Raw genomic sequence first — 25603 nt, forward strand, 5'->3', positions numbered from 1 at the left:
GGATTCGAACCAGCGACCAATTGGTTAAAAGCCAACTGCTCTACCAACTGAGCTAACGACCCGCTCCCGAAGGAGGCGCAAATAATACGGATTTATTTCTGGGTGACAAGGGGTTAACCGAAATTTTTTCCGCTTTATTGATAGTTTGTTGGATCTTTAACCAATGCATCGGCGAAGCCTTGGCTGCGCAAGCGGCAACTGTCGCATTTGCCACAGGCATTGCCATTCTCGTCAGCCTGATAGCAGGACACCGTGAGCCCGTAATCCAGCCCCAGCGCGACCCCCTGTTGAATAATCTGCGCCTTGCTCAGGTGCATCAACGGGGTCTCGACCTGCATCGGCCGGCCTTCCACCCCCGCCTTGGTGGCCAGATTGGCCATGGACTGGAACGCCTCGATAAACGCCGGGCGGCAATCCGGATAACCGGAATAATCCACCGCATTCACGCCAATAAAAATGGCTTGAGCATCAACCACTTCCGCCAGACCTAGCGCCAACGACAGAAATACCGTGTTACGCGCCGGCACATAGGTCACCGGGATGCCCTCGCCGCCATCTTCCGGCACATCAATGGAATGATCGGTCAGGGCGGAGCCGCCAATATTGCCCATACCCAGCTCAATCACACGATGACTCAAGGCCCCCAGCGCCCCGGAAACCTGCACCGCCGCATCCAGCTCCGAGCGGGTGCGCTGGCCATAATCAAAGGCGATGGTATGGCATTCATAGCCCTGATCTCGTGCGATGGCCAGGCAAGTGGCAGAATCGAGGCCACCGGACAGCAACACCACGGCTTTTTTCATGGCAGGCTCCTTAATTACTCGTTACTTGAAGGTTCTGAGGCTTCTGCGTCAGGCCTCGGACGTCTATCAACGCCCCCGGGCATCATTCCAAAGATACTTATGCAGTTGTAACTGAAAGCGCACAGGCAGACGGTCCGCGACAATCCAGTCCGCCAGATCCCCCGGTGCCAGACCGTCCTGCACCGGCGAAAACAGCACATCGCTGACCCGTTTATGCAGCTGGTGTTGATCCAACATGAAGCGCGCCCAGTCATAATCCTTGCGGTCCGCCAGCACGAACTTCACCTGATGGTGCGCCTTGAGCAGGGGGATGTTCTCCAGACGATTGTTGTGCTGTTCCCCGGAGCCTGGCGCCTTGAGGTCCATGACCACTGAAACGCGCTCATCCACTTCGGCAATATCCATGGCACCACCGGTTTCCAGACTCACCTGGTAACCGTCATCACACAGCGCCGTGAGCAACGGCAGGCAGTTCGGCTGGGCCAGCGGTTCGCCACCGGTCACCGTCACATAGTGCGCCCCATGGGCCGCCACCTGCTCGCGAATCGCCACCAAGGTCCATTTCTCCCCACCGGAAAAGGCATACTCCGTATCACACCAGACACAGCGCTGCGGGCAGCCGGTCAGGCGCACGAATACCGTCGGGCAACCCACGGTGCGGGATTCACCCTGTAGGGAATGGAAAATTTCGGTAAGACGGAGTTCCACAACATCTCCTGAGGGCCCCTTAATCGTCGGTTGGGGCGGAAATGCGCGGATTCTATCACCTTTGCCGGCCTCTGTGCCGCCGGTAAAGGTGACAGGAAGGTGTTACGGGTTGAGCTGGTCCAGCAGGCTCTTGGCCTGGCCGGCTTCGCTGCTATCCGGGTATTGCTTGATCAGCTTGTGCAGATTGACCTTGGCGGGCGAAACCTCACCGGCCTTGGCCTGCATGACAGCCAGGATATAGAGGCTTTTCGGGGCCTTGCTATGCTCCGGGTAATCGTCAGCCACCGCCTGAAAATGGCCTTCCGCCTTCTTCAAGTCCGGCTCTTTCTGGTCACTGTATAGCTTACCCGCCCAGAAATGGGCGTTGGCCCGGGACATTCCCTGCGGGAATTCCCCCAAATACGCCTCGAAACCGGCAATGGCACCCTTGAAGTCACCACCGACCAATTTGTCCTTGGCGGCATTGTAGGCGGCACGGTCCGCTTCCGGGTCATTATCCCCTTCAGCGCCGTCCTCTGGCTGCTCGGTCTGTCCCCGTTCAGCCAGCGTATTAATTCGGGTATCCAGATCCAGATAACGCTCACGTTCGGCTTCCTTGAGAGTGGAAAGCTCGTGGCGCAGCTCTTCCAGCTGACCCTGCAGCTGCTGAATCTGTTCTTCAAACTGTTGCTGCTGTTGCATCAACACCATCAACCCATCCTCGTTCACCGCAGCAGACGGTGTAGAGGTATTGCGCATTTGGGATTGCGCCTGGGCGAGGCTGCGCTCTTCAACGGCCAGCGGCCCAGTGCTCTGTGCATGCGCACAGAACACCAGGGAGCTGAGCATCGCGCCTGCGAGCAGGCGCGCTGTCATCACTACCTTCATGCCTTACGGACGGCCGGACAGGTAGTTGATTTCTACGCGGCGGTTCTTGGCCCAGTCCATTTCACCGTGGCCAAAGGCTGCCGGCTTCTCTTCACCGTAGGAAACGATTTCCAGCTGTGAAGAAGCAACACCCTGTACGCGCAGGAACTTCTCTACCGCTTTGGAACGACGCTCGGACAGAGCAACGTTGTATTCACGGGTACCGCGCTCATCAGCGTGACCTTCCAGACGAATTTTCGCGTTAGCGTTGTTCTTCAGGTAGGTCGCGTGGGCACGCAGAGTTTCGAAAGCCGCAGCCGGAACGGTGTTGCTGTCGAACGCGAAGTAGATAACGCGAGAATCGGTAGTACCGTCGTAGTTGGACGGATGGTTGTAGAAGTTGTCAGCAGTCAGCGGGATGCTGCTGGTGTCCGGCTTAACCGGCTCTGACGGCTCAACCGGAGTGACCGGAGAAGTGTCAGTCTGCTGAGACATGTTGTCAGTCGCAGAAGAATCGTCTTCAGTCGGGGTGCTGGAACAGGCTGCCAGGGCAGCTGCCAGCACAATGGCAAACAGCGGGTTAAGTAATGAACGCATGCGAAAAGCTCCTATAATTTCCTAGTATTGGACTCCGAGAACCACTCAGAGGAACGGCGACCATGCCGGTTCTCTGACTTCCCCTTCCTTCGACGGCAGCTCAACTTTCACTCTGCCATCGATGGATACGGCTTCCAGAACCCCCGTTCCCCCGTGTTGCGTCCCGTAAATTACCATACTTCCATTGGGTGCAACACTGGGCGATTCATCCATATCGGTGCGGGTCACAATATTGAATGTGCCGCGCTGGAGGTCCTGCACACCGACATTGAAATTTCCATTTCGTCGATGCACATAAACGAGATAGCGGCCATCGGGGGTCACATCCGAGCGCGCATTATAGGCGCCCTGGAACGAAACCCGCCGGACCGACTTATCATTTATGTTCAGTTTATAAATCTGTGGGCCACCGGAACGGCTGGAGGTAAACACCAGGTGTTCGCCATCGGGCAACCAACGCGGCTCGGTATCAATGCCGTAATTGTTGGTTAACCGGGTCAGCCCTTTGGTGGACAGATTTAGCATATAAATTTCGGGATTACCGTCACGCGACAGCGTCAGAGCCAACTTCTGGCCATCCGGCGACCAGTCCGGGGCACCGTTGATGCCACTGAAACTGGACACTTTTTCGCGCTCGGTGGTCGCCAGGCTGTGAATATAAATGGCCGGGCGCCCCTGATCTTCAAACGATACGTAAGCAATTTTCCTGCCATCCGGCGACCAGGTAGGGCTCATAATGGGCTCTTTACTGCGCAGGATCGTGGTGACCCGGTGCCCATCAGCATCCGCATACTGGAGCTGGTAGGGGTTGGAATCATGGCGATTGTGCGTCACATAAAGGATCTTGGTGGAGAAGGCGCCGGGAATGCCGGTGAGCTGCTCATAAATACGATCACTGATGGCATGGGCCACATCACGCAGCTGCGACTCAGGCGGGCGATAGGTTTCCGACATCAGCTTTTTCTGCCGGGCAACATCAAACAGCGCATAACTGACTTCGTAGCCACCGGTCTCCTGGCGCTTCATGCTGCCAGTGATCACATACTCCGTGCCCAGCACCTTGAAGTCCCGGTAAATCATTTCCTGCTCGTTGCGCGGGCGACTGAGCATGTCTTCCGCTGGCAACGGCTTGAACTGGCCGCTGCGATGCAGGTCGGCCTGAATGATTTCGGACACATCTTCCGGCGCATTTTGCGCACCATCAAAGGGCACGACAGCAATCGGCACCGCGTCCACGCGCCCTTCTGTTACCTTGATCAGCAACTCTGCCTGGGCATTTACCATCCACAGGGCTGCCATCAGGGCGATACTGATTTGTGTCCACACTTTGCGTTTACAGGTTTGCTGCATCCTTAACACACCTATCATTGTGCAACTCCAGGATCAAATTCGATCACCAGTGAGCGAAACTGTTCGTTAAACAACTGGCCATCCGGTACGGGTAACGGGCTGGCCAGCTTGACGGCGTTCACGACCGATTCGTCGAAATCCGGATAACCACTGCTTTCTGCCACCGACACATTGATCACTTCACCGCCCGGGATCATCTGTATTTTTACCCGCGTAGTGATGTCATCCCGGTTACGGTAATTGCCGGGAATCCGCCAGCGCTGCCCCACATGGGCGGCAATGGCATCGGTAAAACTGGCCACTTCGGCGTCAGCCTGGTCCGCGTTGCTGGCCGCTTCCTGATCGGGCTGATCGGACACCTTGCTCTGCCTGTCCATTTCCAGCTCTTCCTCGGCCAGCATTTCTTCCACACTCGGTGTATCAATGTCAGGCACTACCGGTTTTGGATCCGCTTTGGGCGCTGGCTTCGGGTCCGGCTTCTTCACCGGATCCGGTTTTTTTTCCGGCGCAGGCTTGGGTTTTGGCTCAGGCTTGGGCGTCGGTTTCGGCGCGGGCTTGGGCTTGGGCTTGGGCTTGGGTTTCGCAGCAGGCTTGGGCGTTGGCTTCACTTCCGTTTTCGGCTTCGCCACCGGTGCTTTCTGCTGCTTCGACCGCTCCACCATGGTGGCCTTTACATGGGGCGGCACCACCGGGGCCTTGTGCAGGGACGGGTCCGTGCTCCAGCTGAACACCAGCAACCCGAACACCAGCAGGTGGATAAACAGCGTGAACAGCAACCCAACGCGGCGATCACTCATTGCGTCCCTGCGGTTCCGTCACCAACCCGAGCTGGGAAATACCCGCTTCCTGTAACGCCCCCATCAGCGACACCACCCGGGCATAGGCCACGTTGCCATCGCCTTCCACCAGAAACAGGGTGGACGGCTTGTGCTTGTGGATACGCAGCACATGGCCTTTCACGGTTTCCAGGCTGGAGGACTTCTGGCTGTCGCCACCCACATCAATGAAATAGCTGCCATCGGCGGTAACGGAAATGATCACCGGTTCGTTCTTGGTGGTATCAATGGGGTCGCTGTTGCTGTCCGGCAGGTCCACATTGATGCCCTGAGTCATCATCGGCGCCGTGGCCATGAAGATCACCAGCAACACCAGCATCACATCGATGTAGGGCACCACGTTCATCTCGGCAACGAGCTTGCGCGGCACCCGTATCTTTACGCCGCTCATGCTCATGCCTCGCGCCCGTGAGCCTGACGGTGCAGTACGGAAGAAAACTCTTCCGCGAACATTTCGTTCTCCGTCAGCAAGGCATCACTCTGGGCGGAGAAGCGGTTATAGGCCATCACCGCTGGAATCGCCGCGAACAGGCCAATGGCCGTGGCAATCAGCGCTTCTGCGATACCCGGCGCAACCACACTGAGGGTCGCCTGTTTCACATTAGCCAGCGCCATAAAAGAATTCATGATGCCCCAGACCGTGCCGAACAGGCCCACATAAGGGCTGGTGGAGCCAACCGTGGCCAGAAACGGCAAATGTTTGGTCAGGCGAGTCTGCTCACGCTGCAAGGCAACGCGCATGGCCCTTTGAGCACCATCCATGACCGCTTCGGCACCGCGGGTGCTTTTGGAGAGGCGAACAAACTCCTGGAACCCGGCACGGAAGATGGCTTCAGTGCCGGAGTCCACGTCCGGATCCTTGCGGCTCTGGTTGTAAAGGGACGCCAGATCATCGCTGGACCAAAATTTTTCCTCAAAGGCACGACCGGCACGATGGGCCCGTCCGAGCACTCGGAAACGGCCAACAATCATGTACCAGGACGTCAGTGACGCCAGAATCAACAGCGCCATCACCAGCTGTACCACCACGGTGGCGTTGCTGATCAAACTGACGACAGACATGTCGGATGCCTCAACCATGTAGCCCTTCTCCTTTGCTGGCCGCGCTAAATTTCTTATACAGTGCCGACGGAATCGCCGTCGGCTTCAAGGTATCGGCACTCACGCAGGCGACTTTGATCTCCGCCTGGCAAATCAATGTTTCCGCCTTTCTCACCTGCTGATCAAACAGCAGCGTGGCCTTGCCCAGTTTTTTCAATGTGGCTGTCACGGTCAGCGCATCATCAATACGTGCCGGTTGGCGATACTGCACATTGGCGGAATGCACCACAAACTGAAAGTTTTCATCCGCCAGCGCATAGTGCTGATAGCCCAGCGTGCGCAGAAACTCGGTGCGCGCCCGCTCCATGAATTTCAGATAATTCACGTAATAAACAATGCCACCGGCATCAGTGTCTTCGATGTAGACGCGCACAGGCAGGGTAAATTCCCCGTTTTCCTGATCTTTTTCAATCATTAAACAAATCACCGTCCTGCCGCGGACGCTGCAGGCCAAAATGTCGCCAGGCGTGGTTGGTCACCGCACGCCCGCGCGGGGTGCGCTGAATGAAGCCCTGCTGAATCAGGTAAGGCTCCACCACCTCTTCCAGGGTGCCGGAGTCTTCATTGAGCGCCGCCGCCAGGGATTCCAGCCCCACCGGCCCACCATCAAATTTATGCATGATCATATCCAGCAGGCGGCGATCGGTGCCATCCAGGCCACAACTGTCCACTTCCAGCATATCCAGCGCCCGCTGAGCGATGTCTTCGGTAATACGCCCATCTCCCTTCACTTCGGCGTAATCGCGTACCCGCCGTAACAGACGATTGGCAATACGCGGGGTCCCACGGGCCCGACGGGCCACTTCCCTGGCACCCGCCGTTTCGATAGGAATCGCCAGAATATCGCAGGCGCGGCTGACAATGCCGGACAGGTCATCCACGGAATAGAATTCGAGGCGTTGCACAATGCCGAAGCGATCGCGCAATGGAGCGGTGAGCAAACCGGCGCGGGTGGTCGCCCCCACCAGGGTAAACGGCGGCAGGTCCAGCTTGATGGAACGCGCCGCCGGGCCTTCGCCGATCATGATATCCAGCTGATAGTCTTCCATGGCCGGGTAGAGAATTTCCTCTACCACCGGTGAGAGGCGGTGGATTTCATCCACGAAGAGCACGTCGCCCTCTTCCAGATTGGTCAGGATGGCGGCCAGATCCCCGGCTTTTTCCAGTACCGGCCCGGAGGTGGATTTCAGTTCGCAGCCCATTTCACGGGCAATAATGTGCGCAAGGGTCGTCTTGCCGAGACCCGGAGGACCAAAAATAAGGGTGTGATCGAGCGCTTCATGGCGGCCACGCGCGGCATCAATGAAGATTTCCATGCGCTCGCTGACTTTCGCCTGCCCGTGATAATCCGCCAGGCTGGCTGGGCGAATGGCCCTGTCCTGCTGCTCTTCCTGGCTGCCAACCGCAGCCGCGGTAATGACTCGTTCGTTATCCATGCCTGCGGCGGGTTTGCCTCTACATCGTTGAATGTCGCTAGCGTAGCGCACCCTGATACCGTACTGCTATTACTGTTATCACAAAGTGAGGGGCGGCATCAGGGTGCAGCGCTAGCGGGCCAGGCTTTTGAGCGCCTTGCGGATCAATTGTTCACTGCTCAGGTCATCTTCATCCGCCGCTTTGGCCACTGCCGCCGCTGCATCCTTGTTGCGATAGCCCAGCGCTTCCAGGGCAGCAATGGCATCACTGCGGGCATCATCGGGCTGACGGGTGTCCACCCGGCCAGGCAAACTCACCGGCCCGCCGTCGATTTTGTCGAGCCGATCGCTCATTTCGATGACCAACCGCTCTGCGGTCTTCTTGCCAATGCCCGGCACCTTTACCAACGAGGTGGTGTCCTGATCCTGAATACAGCGCGCCAGACGATCCGCTTCAATGCCGGATAGGATCGCCAGGGCCATTTTCGGCCCGACTCCATTCACCTTGATCAAGGCGCGGAACAGCTCTCGCTCATAACGGTCGGCAAAACCGTACAGCAGCTGAGCGTCTTCTCGAACTACAAAATGGGTATGCAGGGTCAATTCTGCACCCGCGTCAGGCAGGTTATAGAACACGGTCATGGGCGCTTCCACTTCGTAGCCAACGCCGTTCACGTCCAGCAGCAGTACCGGGGGGCGTTTTTCCAGCAGGGTTCCGCGAAGTTGTCCGATCATGGGTTTATCCGTGTTGTTAAAGTGAGATTAAAGCGCACGCTTAACGAAGCCGCCCTCGTCTGACAGCCGTTGCACCGCCCATTCTGGCCAGAGAAACGCGCATATGCGCGTGACAGAGAGCGATAGCCAGCGCATCGGCGGCATCTTCCTGGGGGCGCTGCTCCAGCTTCAGAAGGTACTTCACCATTTCCCCCACCTGATTCTTTTCCGCCCCGCCTTTACCGACCACCGCCTGTTTCACCTGGCGAGCGGAATATTCAAACACCGGCACATGGGCCTGCATGACGGCAGCAATAGCCGCGCCCCGGGCCTGCCCCAGTTTCAGAGCGGAATCCGCATTGCGCGCCATAAAGACTTTTTCGATACTGACTTCCGCCGGCCCGAACTCTTTCACCACCTGATCAATGCCCGCGAATATTTCCCCCAGGCGCGGCGGGATCTCCTTGTGGGTGGTGGCAATGGTACCGAATGCCACAGCCCGGGAGCGATTCCCCACCTGCTCTACCAACCCGTAACCAGTACGGCGCGAGCCGGGATCGATGCCTAAAATAAGCGCCATATTTCTCTGACCGATAATAAAAAGACAGCTACCTGATAGCTGGCCCAGTTCTACCCGAGCACTGTCCAAATGTCCAGCAGGATAAAGAGATGCGTCACGCCACAAGCCCGGGAATAGATGGCGACTGGGTCCACGCAGCCACCATCAAACGCCAGACAACAAAAAGCCCCGAGCGATTCGGGGCTTTTTGTTGTCCTCGCACCTAGACGTTAACCGCTTATTGCGACTCGTCTTCCGGCACCGGCCAGCTGGCGTTGGTGTAGACGTTTTGCACGTCATCCAGATCTTCCAGCATGTCGATCATCTTCTGCACCGTTTCAGCGGTGTCGGTGTCCATTTCCGCTTCCGTGGACGGGTGCATGGTAACTTCCGCCTCGGCAAACTCCAGCCCGGCCTCACGGAGGGCATCGACCACTTCACCAAAGCTCTTGTCCGGGGCAGTGGTCACGACAAAGCCGTCGTCACCCACTTCTTCCACGTCTTCCGCACCGGCTTCGAGGGCCACTTCCATCAGCTTTTCTTCGTCCACACCCGGCTCGAAGAAGATCTCGCCGCGTTTGGTGAACAGGAACGCCACGGAGCCACTGGTGCCCAGGTTACCCGCAAACTTGGAAAAGGCATGGCGCACTTCGGCCACGGTACGGTTCACGTTGTCGGTCATGGTTTCTACCAGAACCGCCACGCCCCCCTTGCCGTAACCTTCGTAAGTGATTTCGTCCATGTTGCCGTCGTCATCACCACCGGCACCACGCTTCACGGCCCGGTCGATGGTGTCGCGGGTCATGTTCTGGCCCAGCGCCTTGTCGATAGCCGCGCGCAGACGCGGATTATCGTTGGGTTCGCCGCCGCCCATCTTCGCGGCCACGGAGAGCTCACGAATCAGCTTGGTGAAAATCTTGCCGCGCTTGGCATCCTGGGCCGCCTTGCGGTGCTTGATGTTGGCCCACTTACTATGTCCTGCCATATTACCTCCGCCAGCACGCAGCACGCGTCACGCAACACATTTGCGGCACGCTTCTATGCGTGAAGCGTGCTGCGTGGTGCATGCCTGCGTCTTTCTATCTATATCAACCTTCTTCTTTTCGTACCTGTACGCCCACTTCACGCAGCTGCTTGTTGTCCACCGGTGACGGCGCGTTGGTCATGGTGCACGCTGCGGTCTGGGTCTTCGGGAAAGCAATCACGTCACGGATCGACTCACAGCCGGTCATCAGCATGACCATGCGATCCAGACCGAACGCCAAACCACCGTGGGGCGGGGCACCATACTTCAAGCCGTCGAGCAGGAAGCCAAACTTCTCGTTGGCTTCTTCATCGGAAATACCCAGGGCTTCGAACACGGTGCGCTGCATGGCCGGGTTGTGGATACGGATGGAACCGCCACCCAGCTCGGTGCCATTGAGCACCATGTCATAGGCCCGCGACAGCGCCTCTGCCGGGTTGCTCTTGAGCTCTTCCGCGCTACAGCTGGGCATGGTGAAGGGGTGATGCAGGGCATGGTATTGGCCTTCGTCTTCCTCGAACATGGGGAAGTCCACTACCCACAACGGTGCCCACTCGCCTTCGACCAGGTTCAGGTCATGGCCTACTTTAACGCGCAAGGCGCCCAAGGCTTCGTTGACGATCTTGGCCTTGTCGGCACCAAAGAAGATCAGGTCGCCGGTCTCGGCACCGGTGCGCTCAAGAATGCCCTTGATGGCCTCTTCGGTGAGGAATTTCAGGATCGGCGACTGCAGGCCGTCTGCGCCAGCGGCCAGGTCGTTGACCTTGATATAGGCCAAGCCCTTGGCGCCATAGATGCTGACGAACTTGGTGTAGCCATCGATATCCTTGCGCGACAAGGAACAACCGCCCGGTACACGCATGGCCGCCACTCGGCCTTTCGGATCGTTGGCCGGGCCGGAGAATACCTTGAAGTCCACACCGGCCAGCAGGTCGGCGATATCGATCAGCTCCAGCGGAATACGCAGATCCGGCTTGTCGGAACCAAAACGCTGCATGGCTTCGGAGAACGGCATGCGCGGGAAGTCCGGCAGCTCCACACCAAGCAGTTCTTTAAACACCGAACGCACCATCCGCTCGGTAATCCCCATGATGTCTTCTTCCTCTACAAAGGAAGCTTCCAAATCAATCTGGGTAAACTCCGGCTGGCGATCGGCGCGCAGGTCTTCGTCACGGAAGCACTTGGCAATCTGGTAGTAACGATCAAAACCCGCCACCATCAGCAGCTGCTTGAACAGCTGCGGAGACTGCGGCAGCGCGAAGAAGCTGCCCGGATGGGTCCGGCTGGGCACCAGATAGTCACGGGCGCCTTCCGGGGTCGCCCGGGTCAGGATCGGGGTTTCCACATCCATAAAGCCCTCACCTTCCAGGAAGGCGCGCACCACGTGGGTCAGGCGCGAACGAAACTGGAAGTTTTTCAACACTTCCGGGCGACGCAGATCCATGTAACGGTACTTGAGGCGCACCTCTTCACCGGCGGCGGAGTGGGCATCCAGCTCGAACGGCGGCGTTTCAGCCTCATTGAGAATGGTCAGTTCCTTGCCCAGCACTTCGATGTCGCCGGTGGACATCTTGCTGTTACGCACCGCTTCGTCACGCATGCGTACCCGGCCGCTCAGGCGGACCACGTACTCGCTGCGTACTTTATCGGCCAGGGCAAAGGCTTCAACGGTATCCGGGTCGAACACCACCTGCACCAGACCATTGCGATCGCGCAGGTCGAGGAAGATCACCCCGCCGTGGTCACGGCGGCGACTGACCCAACCGCAAAGCTCTACTGTTTCTCCGTCGTGGGAGGCTCGCAAATCACCGCAATAATGGCTTCGCATGCTTAACGTCCGCTTGTGTTCTGATTACGCCGTCCGGCTTATTGAAGGCGACCCCAGGCTCGCTGGAACCTGCCCCGACGCCGGACCACTGAAAAAGGCGCCACAGTATAGCGATTCAACCGTCCACGAGCCATGCCAGACGGCGATTCACTGCCAAACGGGCCACATGCCTACCTAATTTCACAAAATACCTTGAAAAATAGTGTCTCTACGCCTTGTGCCCTGAAAATCCATGGCATATAAAAGATGCGAACCCTATCAGGCGCCCTCTGTGTTGTGCAGTCCAGGGGCAGGCCTGACAAGGAAGCACCGCCGGTTATCCGTACCATTGCGGAACCAATACAACATCAGGAAGACACCAAAAAGGGGTAAGCAATCCATGGCTGCAAAGAAAAAGACAGCTGCTAAAGCTTCCAGCGCTACAGCGGCTCGCAAGGTGAAAACCATCACCGAACCGATGAACAAAACCCAGATCATTAACCAGATCAGCGAAACCACCGGCCTGACCAAGAAAGACGTCAACGCGGTTTTCGACGAGCTTGGCGATATCATGGAAGGTCACCTGAAAAAGCGTGGCGCCGGCCAGTTCACCCTGCCGGGCCTGCTGAAAATCGTGACCCAGAAGAAGCCCGCCACCAAAGCGCGCAAGGGCATCAACCCGTTCACCGGGGAAGCCACCACCTTCGCTGCCAAGCCTGCCCGCACCATGGTCAAGGTTCGTCCGCTGAAGAAACTGAAAGATATGACCGCCTGATTCATGCTCCACCACCGGGTGCCTGGCGCCCGGTGGGCTCTCGCCCTCTCCCAACCCATTTCATCGCTCCCCCCTTACTTGTTGCCCTGCGCTGGCCCCCAAAGGCCGCAAGCCTCTATAATGCCGCCGCATACGGAGGAGACCCCCATGGCTGAACGTAAAGACAAGCAGAAGGTGATCGGCGAGCCGATGACCGATGAACAGATTGCAGTATTTCTCGACTTCCCTCCCGAGGAGGGCGTAAACGGGGACTTCCACCTGCTGGAAAAAGCGTATCGCGCCCTGCGCGCCGAGGATTTCGCCCGCTTTCTGACGTTCTTCAAGGACCAGAACCGGGATCTGGATGCCCGTGATCCACAAGGCCGCACCCTGCTGGACCTGATTGCCCAGCACCCGAAAGGCAAGGATTACGCGCAAGCCCTGCGCGACGCCGGCGCCAACGCCTGATCCGCACCCCTGCTCCCTCGCCTGCCCGCCAAACCGGGCAGGCACATTAGCGATACACTCCTGCCGACAAACTCATACTGAGCAGAACTTGTTCACTTCCCGCCTGCGTGGCATTGTTAGGCCACAACCAAGGGCTATCGGGGCCCGGCGAACCTGTTCGCCTACAACACACAACAACAACAAGAGCTGTAAACATCATGGCAGCATATTCTGTACCGTTCTGGCGCTCTCTGTGCCTGATCGCGCTTTGCGCTATCAGCTTGCAAGTCCATGCAGCCCGCGATGACGAGGCCGACGACGAGATGGATGAGGTCACCCCGGAAGAACTGCAAATGCAGGAAATTCCGGTGGATGAACGCATCTTTGTCGAAAAATGGAATGAAGTGCCCTACAAGAAAAGCTACTTCACCTATACCGACAAACAGATCCGCGACAAATGGGAATACCTGATGCGCGGCCTGAAGGTGCCCTACCCGTCCGCCGCCTACATGAAGGAACAGTTCGAAAAGTATCCCTTCATGAAAGAAGACATCGTGGGCTGGAACGGCGATTATCAGGTGCTGGAGGCCCGCAGCCTGCAGGTATGGCGCAAGTTCTTTGCTGGCGACTTCCAGGAAGCCCGCGAAGAAGGCCTCAAACTTGGCCCCATCGGCAAGATCCCTGCCCTGTTTTCCCAGCTGATGTACGCCATTTACCTGGCCGACCGCCAGAGCACCAAATACATGATGCTCCAGGACGTGGCCAACCAGGCGCAAGAGTACTTTGATGATATGGAAGAAGCGGCCGACGATCCTGCCGTGGCGCCCATTGTTGCCTCGGTAAAACTCGGTTACGCCTACGCCATTGCCCGCATCGCGGAAGAATCCCCGGTACCCGTGGTCGTCGCCCGCCGCTATATCGGCAAGATCAAGAACAGCGCCGAGGAAGTGGTGGAAATCATGCCCGACCAACCGCTGGCACATGCTTTCCGCGCCGGCGTGGACGCCGGCATCATGCGCCGGGTAGGCAAGTTCACCGGCCGCATGACCTATGGCGCTCGCACCACCACGGTGGAAGAGTCCTTTGCCGACGCCCTGACGCTGGCCCCGGATATTCCCATCGTCAATTACGAATACGCCAACGCACTGATCTACATGAACCGCAAGCGTGACCTGAACGAAGCGATCAGCTACCTGGAAAAAGCCATGAAGATTCGCCCGGAATATTCCATGGATGCGCTGGACGTCATGTACTCATACAAGCGCCTGCAGGAAGTTCGCCTGTATGCGCTCAACTTCCGCAGCTTCCGCAAGTTCGAGAAACTGCGTCGCAAGTACAGCAAAAAGACCGATCGGAACCTGACCAGCATTATCAGCGACCCGCTGAGCATGGATATGCTGAACAACCCGGACAAATACATCCTGCCCGAGCGCAACTAACAGGCAACTCATGTCCTTTTATGAAGACAAGCTGTTCCCGGTATTACTGGATTGGGCCACCCGCCCGGTCTACCGGGACCGGCAACGTCTGCTGGCCCAGGCCAGCGGCCGGGTACTGGAGCTGGGCGTCGGCACCGGCGCCAACTTCCCTTTCTACAGTCATACCGCCACCGAAATTCATGGCATTGAGCCCGCCGGCGGGCTGCTCTCATTGGCCCGCGACAGTGCCCAGCAGTGCGATTCCCCCGAACGATTCCACCTGCAAGAAGGCGACGCCCAGCAGCTTCCTTACCCGGATCAACACTTTGACACGGTGATTGCCTGCCTGGTGTTCTGCACCATTCCTGACCCGGATCAAGCTGCGAAAGAGGCTTTTCGCGTCCTCAAGCCCGGCGGCACACTGCTGTCACTGGAGCATGTATTGAGCGAACGCCCCTGGATTCAGCGTCTGCAAAAAACCCTGAATCCCGCCTGGAAACCGCTGGCCTGCGGTTGTCAGCTCACCCGCGATACCGCTCGCATTTTCCAGCGCGCCGGTTTTCAGGCCGAGACGGCCCGCCAGCACCGCCATCCCAAACTGCCCGCCTTTGCCGGCGAATTGTACGAAGGGCGACTGCTGCGCCCTTGAAGAGCAGTAGAAAGTTCAAAGTGTAAAGTTGAAAAGCACATCACAGGCTGTGCCATTCCATGGCTCAGTACTCGCGCACGCAGTACCGCAGCGCGAAGGAAAGCTTTTCAGGTCGGCACGAGATTATCGTCGCGTTTAAACTTTACACTTTGAACTTTCAACTCGCCCCACCCGGGCAAACTGCCACACCTCCCCGCACCGATTTACCGTTACAATAGCCACCATGGATAACCGCCCCCCCTTATTGAACTGGCGCCTGCGACTCATCTGGTTGCGCAGTCTGCTGGTACTGGCCATCACCCTGGCCCTGATCGTGCTGCAACGGTTCGGCCATACCGGCTATCAGTTGGCAGAACTGGGCTGGCTGGGGGCGTTATTGCTTCCCAACCTGGTCACCTTGTTCACCCGCAAGGTCCACGGTCGCCGCCACAGCCAATTGTTGACGCTGGAACTGGCCATGGACGTGGTGCTGTTTGCCGGCCTGATCCAGGGGTTTGGTGGTGCCGGCAATCCACTTTCATTCTATTTGCTGGTCCCCGCCCTGATGGCCTCCCTGACCCTGCCCATGACGGGCGGACTGCTGGTCGCCCTGCTGGCACTGGGTGGCTACATGGTGTCGCTGAGCTGGTACCAAATGCCCGCCATGAACAGCCCGCTACACGCCCTCAGTCACCAGCTCAGCGGTCTGCACAGTGCCGGCATGGCTGCCGTCTTCATTGCCCTGCTGATCATGCTCAGCCTGCTCGGGCAGGTCATCCAGCGACTGATGCAACAACAACAACGGCAGCAGGAGCAGGCCCTGGATCTGGCCGGGCGCCGTGAACACATGTACCAGGTGGCGGCAACCCTGGCGGACCAGGCCCATGAATTGAATACCCCCCTCGGGACCCTGGTGATGCTGGCAGACAATCTTATTCACGCCCCCGAAATGCCGGACTCCCTGCGCCCGGAAGTCGAGCAAATGGATCACCTGGCCCGCAACGTGGCCAGCCGCCTGAAACAAGGCACGGACACCCAGCTGGAATCCGGCCTGCCCTTCAGCGTCCTGATCCAGCAGTTACAACAGCACCTGCGTCATCTGGCCCCCACCCTCAGCGTGACGCACACGCTGGAAGCCGACCCTAAGGTGGCCGACAGCCAGGGCTGGTTCCGGGTGCTGTGCAATCTGGGGTACAACGCCATGGACGCCGGCGCCACGCGCCTGGCCATCACCGTCAGTAACCATGCGCCGCTTTATCGGCTGCAGCTCAGTGACAATGGCCCGGCACACCCTGATTCAGAACGCGAAGGACTGGGCATGGGGCTCACCCTGGTACACTCCAGCCTGGCGCAAATCGGCGCGGAGCTGGAAATGGACTTTGGCCACAGCTGGACCCAGGCGCGGATTCACTGGCCGCAAACGGACAGCCCGGGAGCCGCACCATGAACGACGTCTCTCTCACCCGTCAGTTGTTGCTGGTAGAAGACGACGACTTGCTCGCAGAACAAACCGCCCGGGCACTAAGCCGCCATGGTGCCCAGGTCCATGTGGCCCATGATCGCGAGCAGGCATTGCAGCTGATCGCGCAGCTCACCGCCCAAGACATCCCGCTAGACGGCGCGATTCTGGACCAGAACCTGGGCAGCGATAATGGCCTGGACCTGATTGAACCGATCCGGCAGCACTTCCCCCTTTGCCGCGTAATCCTGTTGACCGGCTACGGCAGCATTGCTGCCGCCGTCGCCGCCACCCACCGCGGCGCCCATAACTATCTGACCAAACCCGCTGGCGCCAACGACATTCTCCAGGCACTGGATGCCGACCCGGCCAGCCAGACGCTGCCCCTGCCAGACAGCCCTCCCTCACTGCAGCGGCTGGAATGGGAACACATCCAGCGCACTCTCGATGCCCACGGCGGCAATATCTCGCGAGCTGCAGACGCCCTTGGCATTCACCGCCGCACTCTGCAACGCCGACTGAAAAAGCGGCCCAGTGCCAGTGATTATTTACGTGACAGCCAGCGAGAAAATCCGCAGGAAACGCACACCACCACTCAGCCAGACAACACACCGGGCAAACCCACGTCACGAGGTTGATCGCCCTGGCAGTTAAGGTTCTCGTTCCCCCCGCCCTTGGCTTACACTGTGGGCTGACGTACACAGGGATGCAGAGCTTGGCGCACCATCGATACCACAATCGGCAGAGCAAGACGTTCACCCTGATGCTGCTGATGCTGTTTCCCGCGCTTGCGTTCGCCAAAGACACGCCAAACCTGCACATCACCGGCAACGCCAGCGAGGCGGTGGCCAACAACATTCGAGCACTGGTGGACCTGTCTCGTTATCCCTGCCGCCCCCCCAAGGCCCAGTACGGCCTGATCCGCCGGCAAATCACCGCCAACAGCACCGACGCCCTGCAGGCCATGGGTTACTACGACAGCCAGCTTTCCCTGTCCGCCGATGAAAACGACGACTGCGTCAGCGTGACCCTGGACGTGAACACCGGCCCACCGGTGATACTCAAACACGTACAAGTGGAAATCACCGGTGATGCGGCCCAGGACCCGGCGTTCACCCGATTGGTAGAGCAAGCTCAGCTCGCCACTGGTCAACGGCTGCAACACGACCACTACAGCAACCTGAAAAAGAGCCTGCAACAGCACCTGATCAGCCGCGGCTATGTCCACGGCGAGCTGACCGCCCACACCCTCAAGGTGGACACAAAAACCCACCGGGCCAGCATCACCCTGCATGTGGACAGCGGTCCCCGTTACCATTTCGGTGACGTCGCCGTGAGCGGCAGCGCACTGAATCCGTCACTGGTTAACGCCTATGTGAGCTTTCAGGAAGGCGAGCCCTACGACAGTGGCCGCATGCTGGAAACCCAGCAGTCGTTTCTTGGTGCCGGTTACTTCAGTGCCGTGCGGGTACAGAAAGGCGAGCCCGACGACACCACCCGCCGGATTCCCGTCAGCATTGCACTGACGGACAACAACCGCTGGTCCCTGCTCACCGGTGTCGGCATCAGCACCGATACCGGGCCGCGGGTTCGGCTGGGGGTAGAGAACCGCCGGGTCAACAAGGCCGGGCACCGTTTCCGCGCCGAGACCGAGTTGTCCGAAGTGCAGCAAGGGGCCGGGGCCAGTTACCAGATCCCCCTGAAGGACCCGCTCCATGAACGGCTGGACCTGCACACCAGTTTCGTCAACGAAAACACCGACAGTAATGAAAACGAGCGCTGGAGCACCGGGGCGGATTATATCGTCGAACTGGAAAACCGCTGGGTGGCCACCACTTCCCTGGAGTTCCTGCGCGAAACCTACCAGATCGCCGATCAGGTGGATCAGGCCGAACTGCTGATTCCCGGCTTCCAGCTAAGTCGCGTCAAGGCCGACGACCCGGTCTACCCCACTTTCGGGTGGCGCCTGAACACCGCCGTGCGTTTCGCCGATCAGAACCTGTCATCCACGGCCTCTTTTCTGCAACTCACCAGCGGTGGCAAGCTTCTCTTTCCCTTGCTGGGCGGGCGCGTCTTGATGCGTACCGATCTGGGTTACACCGAGGTCAATGATGTGACCGAGCTACCCGCCTCCATCCGCTTCTTCGCCGGTGGCGATTCCAGCGTGCGCGGTTTCGCCTATGAATCCCTGGGCCCGGAGGACAGCAACGGCGAGGTCATTGGCGGGCGTCACCTGGCCACCGGCAGCCTGGAATACGATCACCCGCTTACCGAAAAATGGCACCTGGCAGTGTTCACCGATGCGGGTAATGCCTTCAACGATTTCGATGCCTTCGAGCCGCGCCACAGTGCCGGCCTCGGTATCCGCTGGCGCTCACCACTGGGACCGATTCGTCTGGACTTGGCCCGGGCGGTGGACGAGCACCGCGACTGGCGCCTGCACCTGAGCATGGGGCCAGACCTGTGATCCGCCGCCAACGTCAAAAAGGCTTTGCCTTGCGCGCCGTCCTGAGCCGCAGCCTGCTGGTATTGCTCAGCCTGCTGCTGGTTTGCCTGCTGGCGCTGGCCTTGTTGCTGGGCACTGCCACCGGTAACCGCTGGCTACTGGAAAAAGCCACCCCTTTTATCCCCGGCGAACTCCATTTGGGCGAGTGGCAAGGCAGCCTGCTCAGCGGCATCACCCTCAATGACATCGATTACCGCTACCAGGGACTCACCGTGGCCCTGGATCAGGTCAGTGCCGACATGGTGCCGCGGGCCCTGCTTAGCGGCTGGCTGGAACTGGAAAGCCTGTCCCTCGGCACCCTGCACATTACGCTTGCGCCCGGAGATGACACCGAGCCGCAACCGGCGGCCCTGCCAGAGAGCCTGACCCTGCCCTTCGGGGTACGTATCGACCGGTTAACCGTGGACACCTTTCAAGTGAACGACACGGTACTGGTCAGCAAGCTGGAAGCCGATAGCCTTGCGGCCTGGCGACGCTTCCAGATTGCCCGCCTGCAAACACACACCCTGGCCAACGCCTCGGTACAGGCCTCCGCCCAGGGCAAATTGACGGCCCCCTTCGATGTGCAAGGCACCGCAAGCTGGCAACTGCCACTACCTGACAACGATACCCTGCAAGCCCAACACGCCAGTGGCCAACTCACCCTGGCGGGCCCACTGAGCCAACTTCAGCTGCACCATCAGCTTACCGGCCCGGTGGAAATGCAAAGTCAGGGGGAGTGGCTGCTCAAGGATGAACAATGGCAAATCGCCCTGCAGCATCGCTGGCCAGCCCAGGCGTTACCGCTTGCCTTGCCGCAGCCTTTGTCGCTGGGCAAAGGCGAGCTGGACACAAGCGGCCCGCTCGACGCCCTGCGCCTGAGCGGACACACCGGGCTGTCCAGTGGCAAACGCAATGTAGCCATCACCGTGGACAGCGCTCTCATTCCCGGCGGCATTACCCTGCACGAATTCACCGTACAGGACGGCGACCAGACGCTGGCCAGCAACGGCCAGGTGATGTTCAGCCCCTTGAGTTGGGACCTGAATCTCAGCGGCGACCTCAACACCGCCCTGCTGCACCCGCTCTTCCCCGGCCAACTGGCCATCGACGGCCACAGCCAGGGGCAATGGGACGGCGATCGCTGGACCCTGTCTCCCAGTGAGCTGACGTTACGCGGCCAGGTGCGCCAGCAAGCACTGTCATTCACCAGTACCCTGCAAAGCCGGACGCCCGATGGCAAACAACAATTGCAGCTGAACACCCAGGGCAGCTGGGGCGACAACCGGCTTCAGGCCAGCGGCCAGGTGTGGCCACGGTGGCAACTACGCGGCGACCTGACACTGGCACGCCTGGAGCAATTATACCCGGGGCTGAGCGGGAATCTGGCTGGCCAGATTCAGCTCCAGGGCACGTATAGCGACCCGGCACTCAGCGGCCAGCTCACCGGCAATACCCTGGGCTGGCAGGACTGGCAAATCGCGCAGGTGCACAGCCGGTTCGCCCAACTGCGCCTCCCACAAACCTCACATCAGGGCGACATGGCACTAAGCCTGACTGGCAGCCAGCTCAGACAAGGCAGCACCGAGCAGATCAGCACCCTTTCCGCCACCGTCAACGGCAGCTGGGACCAGCATCAGCTCAAGGCTGAAGCGAGCCGTGATGACATGAGCCTGGAAACCCGCTTGCATGGCGGCATCAACCCGGCGGCCACCGCATGGCAAGGCACCCTCTCAAACACCCGGCTGCAACACACTCGCCTGGGGCAGTGGCAACAGGACGCAGACAGTACCTTGCGTGTCTCAGCCCAATCGCAATCACTGACCCGATTCTGTCTGGTACAGGCCCCCAGCCAGCTGTGCCTACAAGGCAGTCATACAGCCAACGCCCAAAACAGCGTGGACGCAGAGCTACGCCTGGCAGATCTGCCGCTGGCCCTGGCCAATAGCCTGCTCGACCCCACCCTGAGCCTGGAAGGGGCCGTGAATGCCGACATCACCCTGCGCGGCTCGCTGGACAAGCCCAATGGCCAGTTCTCCCTGCAAACCCGGGACGCGAAGATCACCGTTAACACGGCAGATGCCCCTCCCCCGGTGGAGATCGAAGAGCTCACCGTGCAAGGCACACTCGCCGATCAACGGCTCAGCAGCGATTTGGCCCTGACCACCGCACTGGGCAATGCTCGTGCGAAACTGGAACACGGGCTAGGCCTGGACTCATCGCTGCAAGGTGACGTGGATTTCACTCTGAGCAGCCTGGCCTTTGTGGAACTGTTCACCGCCGACCTGCGCGAAGTGCAGGGCCGTATTCACGGCGACTTTTCCCTGGCCGGCACGGTTCGCCAACCCATCATGAACGGCGCCATCAAGCTGCAGGACGGGCAAGCGCTGATTCCTTTTCTCGGGATCGATATCGCCGACTTTCAGGTGGCCATTCAGGGCAATCCCCAAGGCGAACTGGACATCACCGGCTCCGCTCAAATGGGCACCGGCACTCTGAATTTGACCGGCACGGTGGACCCCAGCGAAAAAAACATTCCCCTGCAGCTGACGCTTGGCGGCGAGCGCCTGCTTGCCGCAGACCGGCCCGATGCCCGCATCCTGCTAACCCCGGATCTGACCCTGGCAGGCGACCTGAAAGGGCTGAACCTGACCGGCTCCCTGGCCATCCCGGAAGCCGAAATCCGGCCTGTGGAAATTCCCGAAGGCGCCATCACCGTCAGCAACGATCAGGTGCTGGTCCATCAGGAAGGGGACAGCAGCAGTCAGCTGCCACTGGGCATGGATGTCACCCTGACACTGGGCGACAAGGTCCACTTCAAGGGTTTCGGGCTCGACGCCATGCTCGGCGGCACCCTGCAGGTTGAGCAAAAACCCCAGCGGCCACCGCAACTCAATGGCGAATTGGTGATTCGTGAAGGGCGTTACCGGGCCTACGGACAGAACCTGGCCATCAGCGACGGCCAGCTGATTTTTCAGGGGCCACCGGACAACCCCGGCCTGGATATTCGCGCCATCCGCAAAATCCCCAGCGAAGGCGTGGTAGTGGGCGTGCAGTTGAGTGGCACCCTGCAAGAACCCAGTGCATCTCTGTTTTCCGACCCCAGCATGGAACAAAGCCAGGCCATGTCCTACCTGCTCACCGGCCGCCCACTGGAAAGCGGCTCCAAGAGCGAGGGCAACCAGATTGCCCAGGCACTGGCGTTATACGGGCTGGAAAGAGGCAGCGGTGTCACCGAAAAGATCGGCGACAAACTTGGTGTGGATGACATCAGCGTGGGTAGCGACTGGGAAAGCGACGACGCGGCACTGATGCTCGGCAAACAACTCTCCGAACGGTTGTATCTGACCTACGCGGTAGGCTTGTTCGACGCCATTTCCACCGTCATCCTGCGCTACACCCTGACCCGCAGCCTGCACCTTGAGGCCCGCTCCAGCAGTGAGTCGAACAGCATCGATCTAATCTGGGAAAAAGAGTTGCGGTAAAAGAACGCGGCAAGCTACAAGCATCAAGCTGCAACGCGGGTTGGGACAGTGCCACACCGTGACCGCCCTGCCCGCGAAACTCTGTTGATAGTTCAAAGTGAAAAGTTGAAAAGGGAAACTGTCTTTGAAGATTGGTGCCTGTGATGATACTCCACACTAGCCACCAAACTCCTGCAAAACAGCGCGGTGATAACGTTCGCCCTGTGACAATCCATCCACACCGCGCTTTTCAACTTTCAACTCGATCCTTTCAACTACTCGGCAGCGCATAGGTCCCGGTGACATGGGCAACCATTTCATCGTTGCCTTCACTGAACAGCTGCACTTCCAGCACCGCAGCACGGCGCCCCAGCCGCAAAATTACCGCCTCGGCAATCAGGTCTGCCGGAGCCGGGCGTGACAGGAAATTGATATTCAGGTTCTGTGTCACCGCCATTTCCACCCGCCCCAGTTCCCCCAGGATCGCCGCGTACATGGCTGCATCCGCCAGCCCCATCATGGTCGGCCCGGAGATACTGCCACCGGGGCGCAAGGTCGACGGCCGGAACGGCGAACGCACCCGCGCCCGCCGCGCCCCCACTTCCTCAATCCGCAACCCTTCTTCCGAGGCCGCTGGCAACCCTTCGTAAATTACCGCCTGAACCTCATCGGCATTCAACATGCTGCCTCCTGAAAAAAAGGGCCCCGTCCGGGGCCCTGTACAGTTGACTGTTAGTTCCGTCGCTTCCGTGAGCGGAAGTAGAGCACGCCGAGCAGCCCGGATAACAAGCCAAGACTACCGCCGCCTCCGCTACTGAAACCACTTCCCGAAACCGGGGTGTCGGTTCCACCATCTCCAGAAGAATCCCCTCCACCAGCGGAAGGATCTGAAGAACCTTCAAAATTTGGTGCATCCGACAAATCACTGCTTACCGGAGTAAAGCGGTACTGCCCCTGATAGACCGTTGTTAACAGCAAATCATCGTTTGCCGTATCAACAATGTCAGAACGCACCGGCAGTCCCGCCAGGCCACCTTGACCAGCAGGTGAAAACGTAGCGTGGCCATCACTACCCAACGTCAGCAACCAACGCTGCAGAACAGAGGCTGTGGTGCCCTCATTATCTCCGCCATTGAGGTTGTAGAGGGCATAGTAACCCGCCGAGCCCTGGGTCGTTTCAGACCAGGTCGCCGCCCCCAGCAAAGCTGGCAGGAAATCCTGCGGCTTACCCTCATCATAAGCTGGGCCATTCTTATCGAACAGGACAGCACTCTCTTCCGGCAAGTTAAGAGCAAACAGGGTCTGGTCTTTTGAAGCGATCAGCGGCGCTTCAATCGAATCTACCGTCTCGTCCAGCACCCCATTGTCGTAGACCGCGTCAAACGAGAATGAGGTTTCATCTTCGGTAAAGTTGAGAAGACTCAGATCGTCCCCCGCCTTCAAAGCCAGTCCTGCGGTTTCCCCTAGCACTGCACGGGAATCCCAGCCATCAATAACGCCCGGAGGGCAGCCCCCTTCACTATCGCAGTGAGTATAGACAGCCAGGCCACCACCAGGGCCAACGGCGGTAATTGTGCTGTAATCAGTCTGAGCTGCGACTTCAAGCTGGAACAGGACCGCATGGCGGCTGGGCTGGACCGTACTCAAACCGTGGTAAGAAGAGCCATAGTCGGCAAAATCCAGAGTTGCATCTTCTTCCACTGCAGCGGCATTCAGATCAATGAATGAGGCCAGTGGATCACTGCGTCCGTAAGCGTCATAGGCGATTTCATAAACCACGGCCAGCTGATCGTCGCTGGTATCCGGGTTTGCGCCGCCGACTACCGCCAGCGCATCCGCCCGCCAACGAAGCGGGATCGTGCTCTGCCAGGTATTCGTTGTCAGGTTGTAGACCCTGACCATGGACTGGCAGGTTGCATTACCCTGATGCAGCACATAAGCAAGGGTATGGTCGTCATTCAGGGCAACATGGCGACTCTTCACCCCCTGCTGCAATTGATATCCCGACAACCCGGCGCCAGCAGACACAGAAAAGGGCACCTTGCCATCGTCGTAGGCCTGCCCATCAGCCCGCTCAGAGGCGCTTACCTGCAAGGCCCCAGGCGCACTTTCCCGGAACAAGTGACTGCCCGGATTCGCACCAGCACCCCAGACATGCACCACGTCAAAAAGGACCTCGGGAGTACCGGCCTTCTCTCGGCTGTCAAACCGGAGAGAATGATCGTAATGAATCAGATCAGATCCCCAGGTACGCAGTTCCTCAGGCTCACAGGCAATCACCTTGTCGCGAACCACTGACCAGTTGTCATCCTCCGCCTGATCCAGGAAGCGAAACTCTCGCCCGGCAATCCAGCCGTAATAACCACCATCCAGGGACCACTCAGAGCCATTGTCCATCAGGATGACATCCCCGGTAGCACCTTCCAGGAAAAAAATATTTTCCGGCACTTCCAGTTGCTGACCAGGTGGAATGGCGAAACGTTCAGACTGCGCAATATCGTCCGCATCAAAAGCAACCGGGAAACTCAATCGCGCAAGATCACTGCCGGCGGGACTGTAAAGCGCCTGCAGGGGGGCTGTGCCGTTTGCAGGGTAGGCCACCAGTCGCTTCAATGGCTCCTGGAGAGTCAAGTATGCCTCAGCACCTACAGCACCAAGATCGCTGGTGCTGAGCTGGTAGATAGAGTCACCATCGTTAAAGGCGGCATAAAGGGTCGTGTCATGAACCAGGATATCCGTAGTCTGGACAAGGGTCCGCTGAATCGGACCACTGGCATCACTCAGAAGGCTGCCATCAAAGCCACGCTTTTCCACCTTGGACGGATAAGCCACAAATACACCATCCGCGGCAGCATCTACGGCAACGGGGGCCATCTCCAGCGCCAGGGAATCCGTCGTTTCGGAGACCGAGTCATAAACATAGAGATGGGTCTCAGAGATGAGGTAGGCATTGTCCCCAGCCCGGACAGAATCGATAAGCTCTGCTTGGGCTCCGGCGCACAATGCCATACCCAGGGCGCATCCTGACGCCCACTTGAAAAGATGGTCCATTACTTCCCCCGTTCCCCGGAATTCTTGTGATTAACTCTGATACTTTATTCTGAAGCTGATTCTAGACAACAGAGGCCAAAAAAGCCAAGGCTGGAGTCACACCCCCTTTATCCCTAGAATCGGCCCTTTCCTGTCAA

Annotated in this window: 24 protein-coding genes; 8 read left to right on the forward strand and 16 right to left on the reverse strand. The window is 58.9% G+C overall.

The window, feature by feature from the left end; translation table 11 throughout:
- Positions 1–134 precede the first annotated feature (134 nt).
- The 14 genes from queC to aspS form a co-directional block, all read right to left on the reverse strand.
- Positions 135–803 carry a 7-cyano-7-deazaguanine synthase QueC gene (queC, locus tag CL546_RS06810; RefSeq protein ID WP_290493829.1) on the reverse strand — a complete coding sequence of 223 codons (669 nt, stop codon included), beginning with the start codon at positions 801–803 and terminating at the stop codon, positions 135–137.
- 66 nt (positions 804–869) lie between these two features.
- Entirely contained in the window at positions 870–1511 is a 642-nt protein-coding gene (gene queE / locus CL546_RS06815) for a 7-carboxy-7-deazaguanine synthase QueE (protein WP_290493830.1), read from the reverse strand.
- Positions 1512–1613: 102 nt separating this feature from the next.
- Entirely contained in the window at positions 1614–2366 is a 753-nt protein-coding gene (ybgF, locus tag CL546_RS06820; RefSeq protein ID WP_290493831.1) for a tol-pal system protein YbgF, read from the reverse strand.
- Between the two features lie 15 nt (positions 2367–2381).
- On the reverse strand, positions 2382–2954 hold the full coding sequence (gene pal / locus CL546_RS06825) for a peptidoglycan-associated lipoprotein Pal (RefSeq protein WP_290493832.1): 573 nt from the start codon (positions 2952–2954) through the stop codon (positions 2382–2384).
- A 45-nt stretch (positions 2955–2999) separates the two neighbouring features.
- The gene (gene tolB / locus CL546_RS06830; protein WP_290493833.1) at positions 3000–4304 is read right to left on the reverse strand and encodes a Tol-Pal system beta propeller repeat protein TolB; all 1305 of its coding nucleotides are present in this window, start codon (positions 4302–4304) and stop codon (positions 3000–3002) included.
- Between the two features lie 14 nt (positions 4305–4318).
- Positions 4319–5101, reverse strand: a complete 783-nt coding sequence (locus CL546_RS06835) for a cell envelope integrity TolA family protein (protein WP_290493834.1) — start codon at positions 5099–5101, stop codon at positions 4319–4321.
- On the reverse strand, positions 5094–5531 hold the full coding sequence (gene tolR / locus CL546_RS06840) for a protein TolR (RefSeq protein WP_039927546.1): 438 nt from the start codon (positions 5529–5531) through the stop codon (positions 5094–5096). Before tolR ends, CL546_RS06835 begins: the two co-directional genes overlap by 8 nt.
- Before the next feature lie 2 nt (positions 5532–5533).
- Complete coding sequence (gene tolQ, locus CL546_RS06845; protein ID WP_290493835.1) at positions 5534–6220, reverse strand: protein TolQ; 687 nt, start codon at positions 6218–6220, stop codon at positions 5534–5536.
- Positions 6213–6656 carry a tol-pal system-associated acyl-CoA thioesterase gene (ybgC, locus tag CL546_RS06850; protein ID WP_290493836.1) on the reverse strand — a complete coding sequence of 148 codons (444 nt, stop codon included), beginning with the start codon at positions 6654–6656 and terminating at the stop codon, positions 6213–6215. The genes tolQ and ybgC overlap by 8 nt, the downstream gene beginning before the upstream one ends.
- Positions 6649–7677, reverse strand: a complete 1029-nt coding sequence (gene ruvB, locus CL546_RS06855; protein WP_290493837.1) for a Holliday junction branch migration DNA helicase RuvB — start codon at positions 7675–7677, stop codon at positions 6649–6651. Before ruvB ends, ybgC begins: the two co-directional genes overlap by 8 nt.
- Positions 7678–7788: 111 nt before the next feature.
- Entirely contained in the window at positions 7789–8391 is a 603-nt protein-coding gene (ruvA, locus tag CL546_RS06860) for a Holliday junction branch migration protein RuvA (protein WP_290493838.1), read from the reverse strand.
- 40 nt (positions 8392–8431) lie between these two features.
- Positions 8432–8950 carry a crossover junction endodeoxyribonuclease RuvC gene (ruvC, locus tag CL546_RS06865; protein ID WP_290493839.1) on the reverse strand — a complete coding sequence of 173 codons (519 nt, stop codon included), beginning with the start codon at positions 8948–8950 and terminating at the stop codon, positions 8432–8434.
- Between the two features lie 217 nt (positions 8951–9167).
- Entirely contained in the window at positions 9168–9914 is a 747-nt protein-coding gene (locus CL546_RS06870) for a YebC/PmpR family DNA-binding transcriptional regulator (RefSeq protein ID WP_290493840.1), read from the reverse strand.
- A gap of 103 nt (positions 9915–10017) precedes the next feature.
- Positions 10018–11781, reverse strand: coding sequence for an aspartate--tRNA ligase (gene aspS, locus CL546_RS06875; RefSeq protein ID WP_290493841.1), 1764 nt, complete (start codon positions 11779–11781; stop codon positions 10018–10020).
- Positions 11782–12160: 379 nt separating this feature from the next.
- Between aspS and CL546_RS06880 the strand changes: the two genes are divergently transcribed.
- From CL546_RS06880 to CL546_RS06915, 8 genes are all read left to right on the forward strand, one after another.
- Positions 12161–12535, forward strand: a complete 375-nt coding sequence (locus tag CL546_RS06880) for an HU family DNA-binding protein (protein WP_007150746.1) — start codon at positions 12161–12163, stop codon at positions 12533–12535.
- A gap of 147 nt (positions 12536–12682) precedes the next feature.
- The gene (locus CL546_RS06885; protein WP_290493842.1) at positions 12683–12982 is read left to right on the forward strand and encodes a PA4642 family protein; all 300 of its coding nucleotides are present in this window, start codon (positions 12683–12685) and stop codon (positions 12980–12982) included.
- A gap of 197 nt (positions 12983–13179) precedes the next feature.
- A complete protein-coding gene (locus CL546_RS06890) occupies positions 13180–14400 on the forward strand; it encodes a hypothetical protein (protein ID WP_290493843.1) in 1221 nt (406 codons plus the stop codon).
- Positions 14401–14410: 10 nt separating this feature from the next.
- Positions 14411–15028 carry a class I SAM-dependent methyltransferase gene (locus CL546_RS06895; protein ID WP_007150953.1) on the forward strand — a complete coding sequence of 206 codons (618 nt, stop codon included), beginning with the start codon at positions 14411–14413 and terminating at the stop codon, positions 15026–15028.
- 223 nt (positions 15029–15251) lie between these two features.
- Positions 15252–16454: a sensor histidine kinase gene (locus CL546_RS06900; protein ID WP_290493844.1), complete on the forward strand. Its 1203-nt coding sequence runs from the start codon at positions 15252–15254 to the stop codon at positions 16452–16454.
- Positions 16451–17104, forward strand: a complete 654-nt coding sequence (locus CL546_RS06905) for a response regulator transcription factor (protein WP_290493845.1) — start codon at positions 16451–16453, stop codon at positions 17102–17104. The genes CL546_RS06900 and CL546_RS06905 overlap by 4 nt, the downstream gene beginning before the upstream one ends.
- 68 nt (positions 17105–17172) lie before the next feature.
- The gene (locus CL546_RS06910) at positions 17173–18933 is read left to right on the forward strand and encodes an autotransporter assembly complex protein TamA (protein ID WP_290493846.1); all 1761 of its coding nucleotides are present in this window, start codon (positions 17173–17175) and stop codon (positions 18931–18933) included.
- Positions 18930–22436: a translocation/assembly module TamB domain-containing protein gene (locus CL546_RS06915; RefSeq protein WP_290493847.1), complete on the forward strand. Its 3507-nt coding sequence runs from the start codon at positions 18930–18932 to the stop codon at positions 22434–22436. The genes CL546_RS06910 and CL546_RS06915 overlap by 4 nt, the downstream gene beginning before the upstream one ends.
- 250 nt (positions 22437–22686) lie before the next feature.
- On the opposite strand, the gene CL546_RS06920 is transcribed toward CL546_RS06915, so the two are convergent.
- Positions 22687–23097: a PaaI family thioesterase gene (locus CL546_RS06920; RefSeq protein ID WP_290493848.1), complete on the reverse strand. Its 411-nt coding sequence runs from the start codon at positions 23095–23097 to the stop codon at positions 22687–22689.
- Positions 23098–23147: 50 nt separating this feature from the next.
- Positions 23148–25466: a hypothetical protein gene (locus CL546_RS06925; RefSeq protein ID WP_290493849.1), complete on the reverse strand. Its 2319-nt coding sequence runs from the start codon at positions 25464–25466 to the stop codon at positions 23148–23150.
- Positions 25467–25603: the final 137 nt, after the last annotated feature.

The organism is Alcanivorax sp., from assembly GCF_002726155.1.
Taxonomy (GTDB): Bacteria; Pseudomonadota; Gammaproteobacteria; order Pseudomonadales; family Alcanivoracaceae; genus Alcanivorax.

What these genes read in the sequence shown, in the direction of transcription:
- ruvA (WP_290493838.1), bottom strand. Translation starts at nt 8,391, where the DNA reads ATGATCGGACAACTTCGCGGAACCCTGCTGGAAAAACGCCCCCCGGTA.
- CL546_RS06880 (WP_007150746.1), top strand. Translation starts at nt 12,161, where the DNA reads ATGGCTGCAAAGAAAAAGACAGCTGCTAAAGCTTCCAGCGCTACAGCG.
- pal (WP_290493832.1), bottom strand. Translation starts at nt 2,954, where the DNA reads ATGCGTTCATTACTTAACCCGCTGTTTGCCATTGTGCTGGCAGCTGCC.
- CL546_RS06900 (WP_290493844.1), top strand. Translation starts at nt 15,252, where the DNA reads ATGGATAACCGCCCCCCCTTATTGAACTGGCGCCTGCGACTCATCTGG.
- aspS (WP_290493841.1), bottom strand. Translation starts at nt 11,781, where the DNA reads ATGCGAAGCCATTATTGCGGTGATTTGCGAGCCTCCCACGACGGAGAA.
- ybgF (WP_290493831.1), bottom strand. Translation starts at nt 2,366, where the DNA reads ATGACAGCGCGCCTGCTCGCAGGCGCGATGCTCAGCTCCCTGGTGTTC.
- CL546_RS06905 (WP_290493845.1), top strand. Translation starts at nt 16,451, where the DNA reads ATGAACGACGTCTCTCTCACCCGTCAGTTGTTGCTGGTAGAAGACGAC.
- CL546_RS06890 (WP_290493843.1), top strand. Translation starts at nt 13,180, where the DNA reads ATGGCAGCATATTCTGTACCGTTCTGGCGCTCTCTGTGCCTGATCGCG.
- CL546_RS06910 (WP_290493846.1), top strand. Translation starts at nt 17,173, where the DNA reads ATGCAGAGCTTGGCGCACCATCGATACCACAATCGGCAGAGCAAGACG.
- ybgC (WP_290493836.1), bottom strand. Translation starts at nt 6,656, where the DNA reads ATGATTGAAAAAGATCAGGAAAACGGGGAATTTACCCTGCCTGTGCGC.
- CL546_RS06835 (WP_290493834.1), bottom strand. Translation starts at nt 5,101, where the DNA reads ATGAGTGATCGCCGCGTTGGGTTGCTGTTCACGCTGTTTATCCACCTG.
- tolB (WP_290493833.1), bottom strand. Translation starts at nt 4,304, where the DNA reads ATGCAGCAAACCTGTAAACGCAAAGTGTGGACACAAATCAGTATCGCC.
- CL546_RS06920 (WP_290493848.1), bottom strand. Translation starts at nt 23,097, where the DNA reads ATGTTGAATGCCGATGAGGTTCAGGCGGTAATTTACGAAGGGTTGCCA.
- tolR (WP_039927546.1), bottom strand. Translation starts at nt 5,531, where the DNA reads ATGAGCGGCGTAAAGATACGGGTGCCGCGCAAGCTCGTTGCCGAGATG.
- CL546_RS06895 (WP_007150953.1), top strand. Translation starts at nt 14,411, where the DNA reads ATGTCCTTTTATGAAGACAAGCTGTTCCCGGTATTACTGGATTGGGCC.
- ruvC (WP_290493839.1), bottom strand. Translation starts at nt 8,950, where the DNA reads ATGGCGCTTATTTTAGGCATCGATCCCGGCTCGCGCCGTACTGGTTAC.
- tolQ (WP_290493835.1), bottom strand. Translation starts at nt 6,220, where the DNA reads ATGGTTGAGGCATCCGACATGTCTGTCGTCAGTTTGATCAGCAACGCC.
- CL546_RS06925 (WP_290493849.1), bottom strand. Translation starts at nt 25,466, where the DNA reads ATGGACCATCTTTTCAAGTGGGCGTCAGGATGCGCCCTGGGTATGGCA.
- queC (WP_290493829.1), bottom strand. Translation starts at nt 803, where the DNA reads ATGAAAAAAGCCGTGGTGTTGCTGTCCGGTGGCCTCGATTCTGCCACT.
- CL546_RS06870 (WP_290493840.1), bottom strand. Translation starts at nt 9,914, where the DNA reads ATGGCAGGACATAGTAAGTGGGCCAACATCAAGCACCGCAAGGCGGCC.
- CL546_RS06885 (WP_290493842.1), top strand. Translation starts at nt 12,683, where the DNA reads ATGGCTGAACGTAAAGACAAGCAGAAGGTGATCGGCGAGCCGATGACC.
- ruvB (WP_290493837.1), bottom strand. Translation starts at nt 7,677, where the DNA reads ATGGATAACGAACGAGTCATTACCGCGGCTGCGGTTGGCAGCCAGGAA.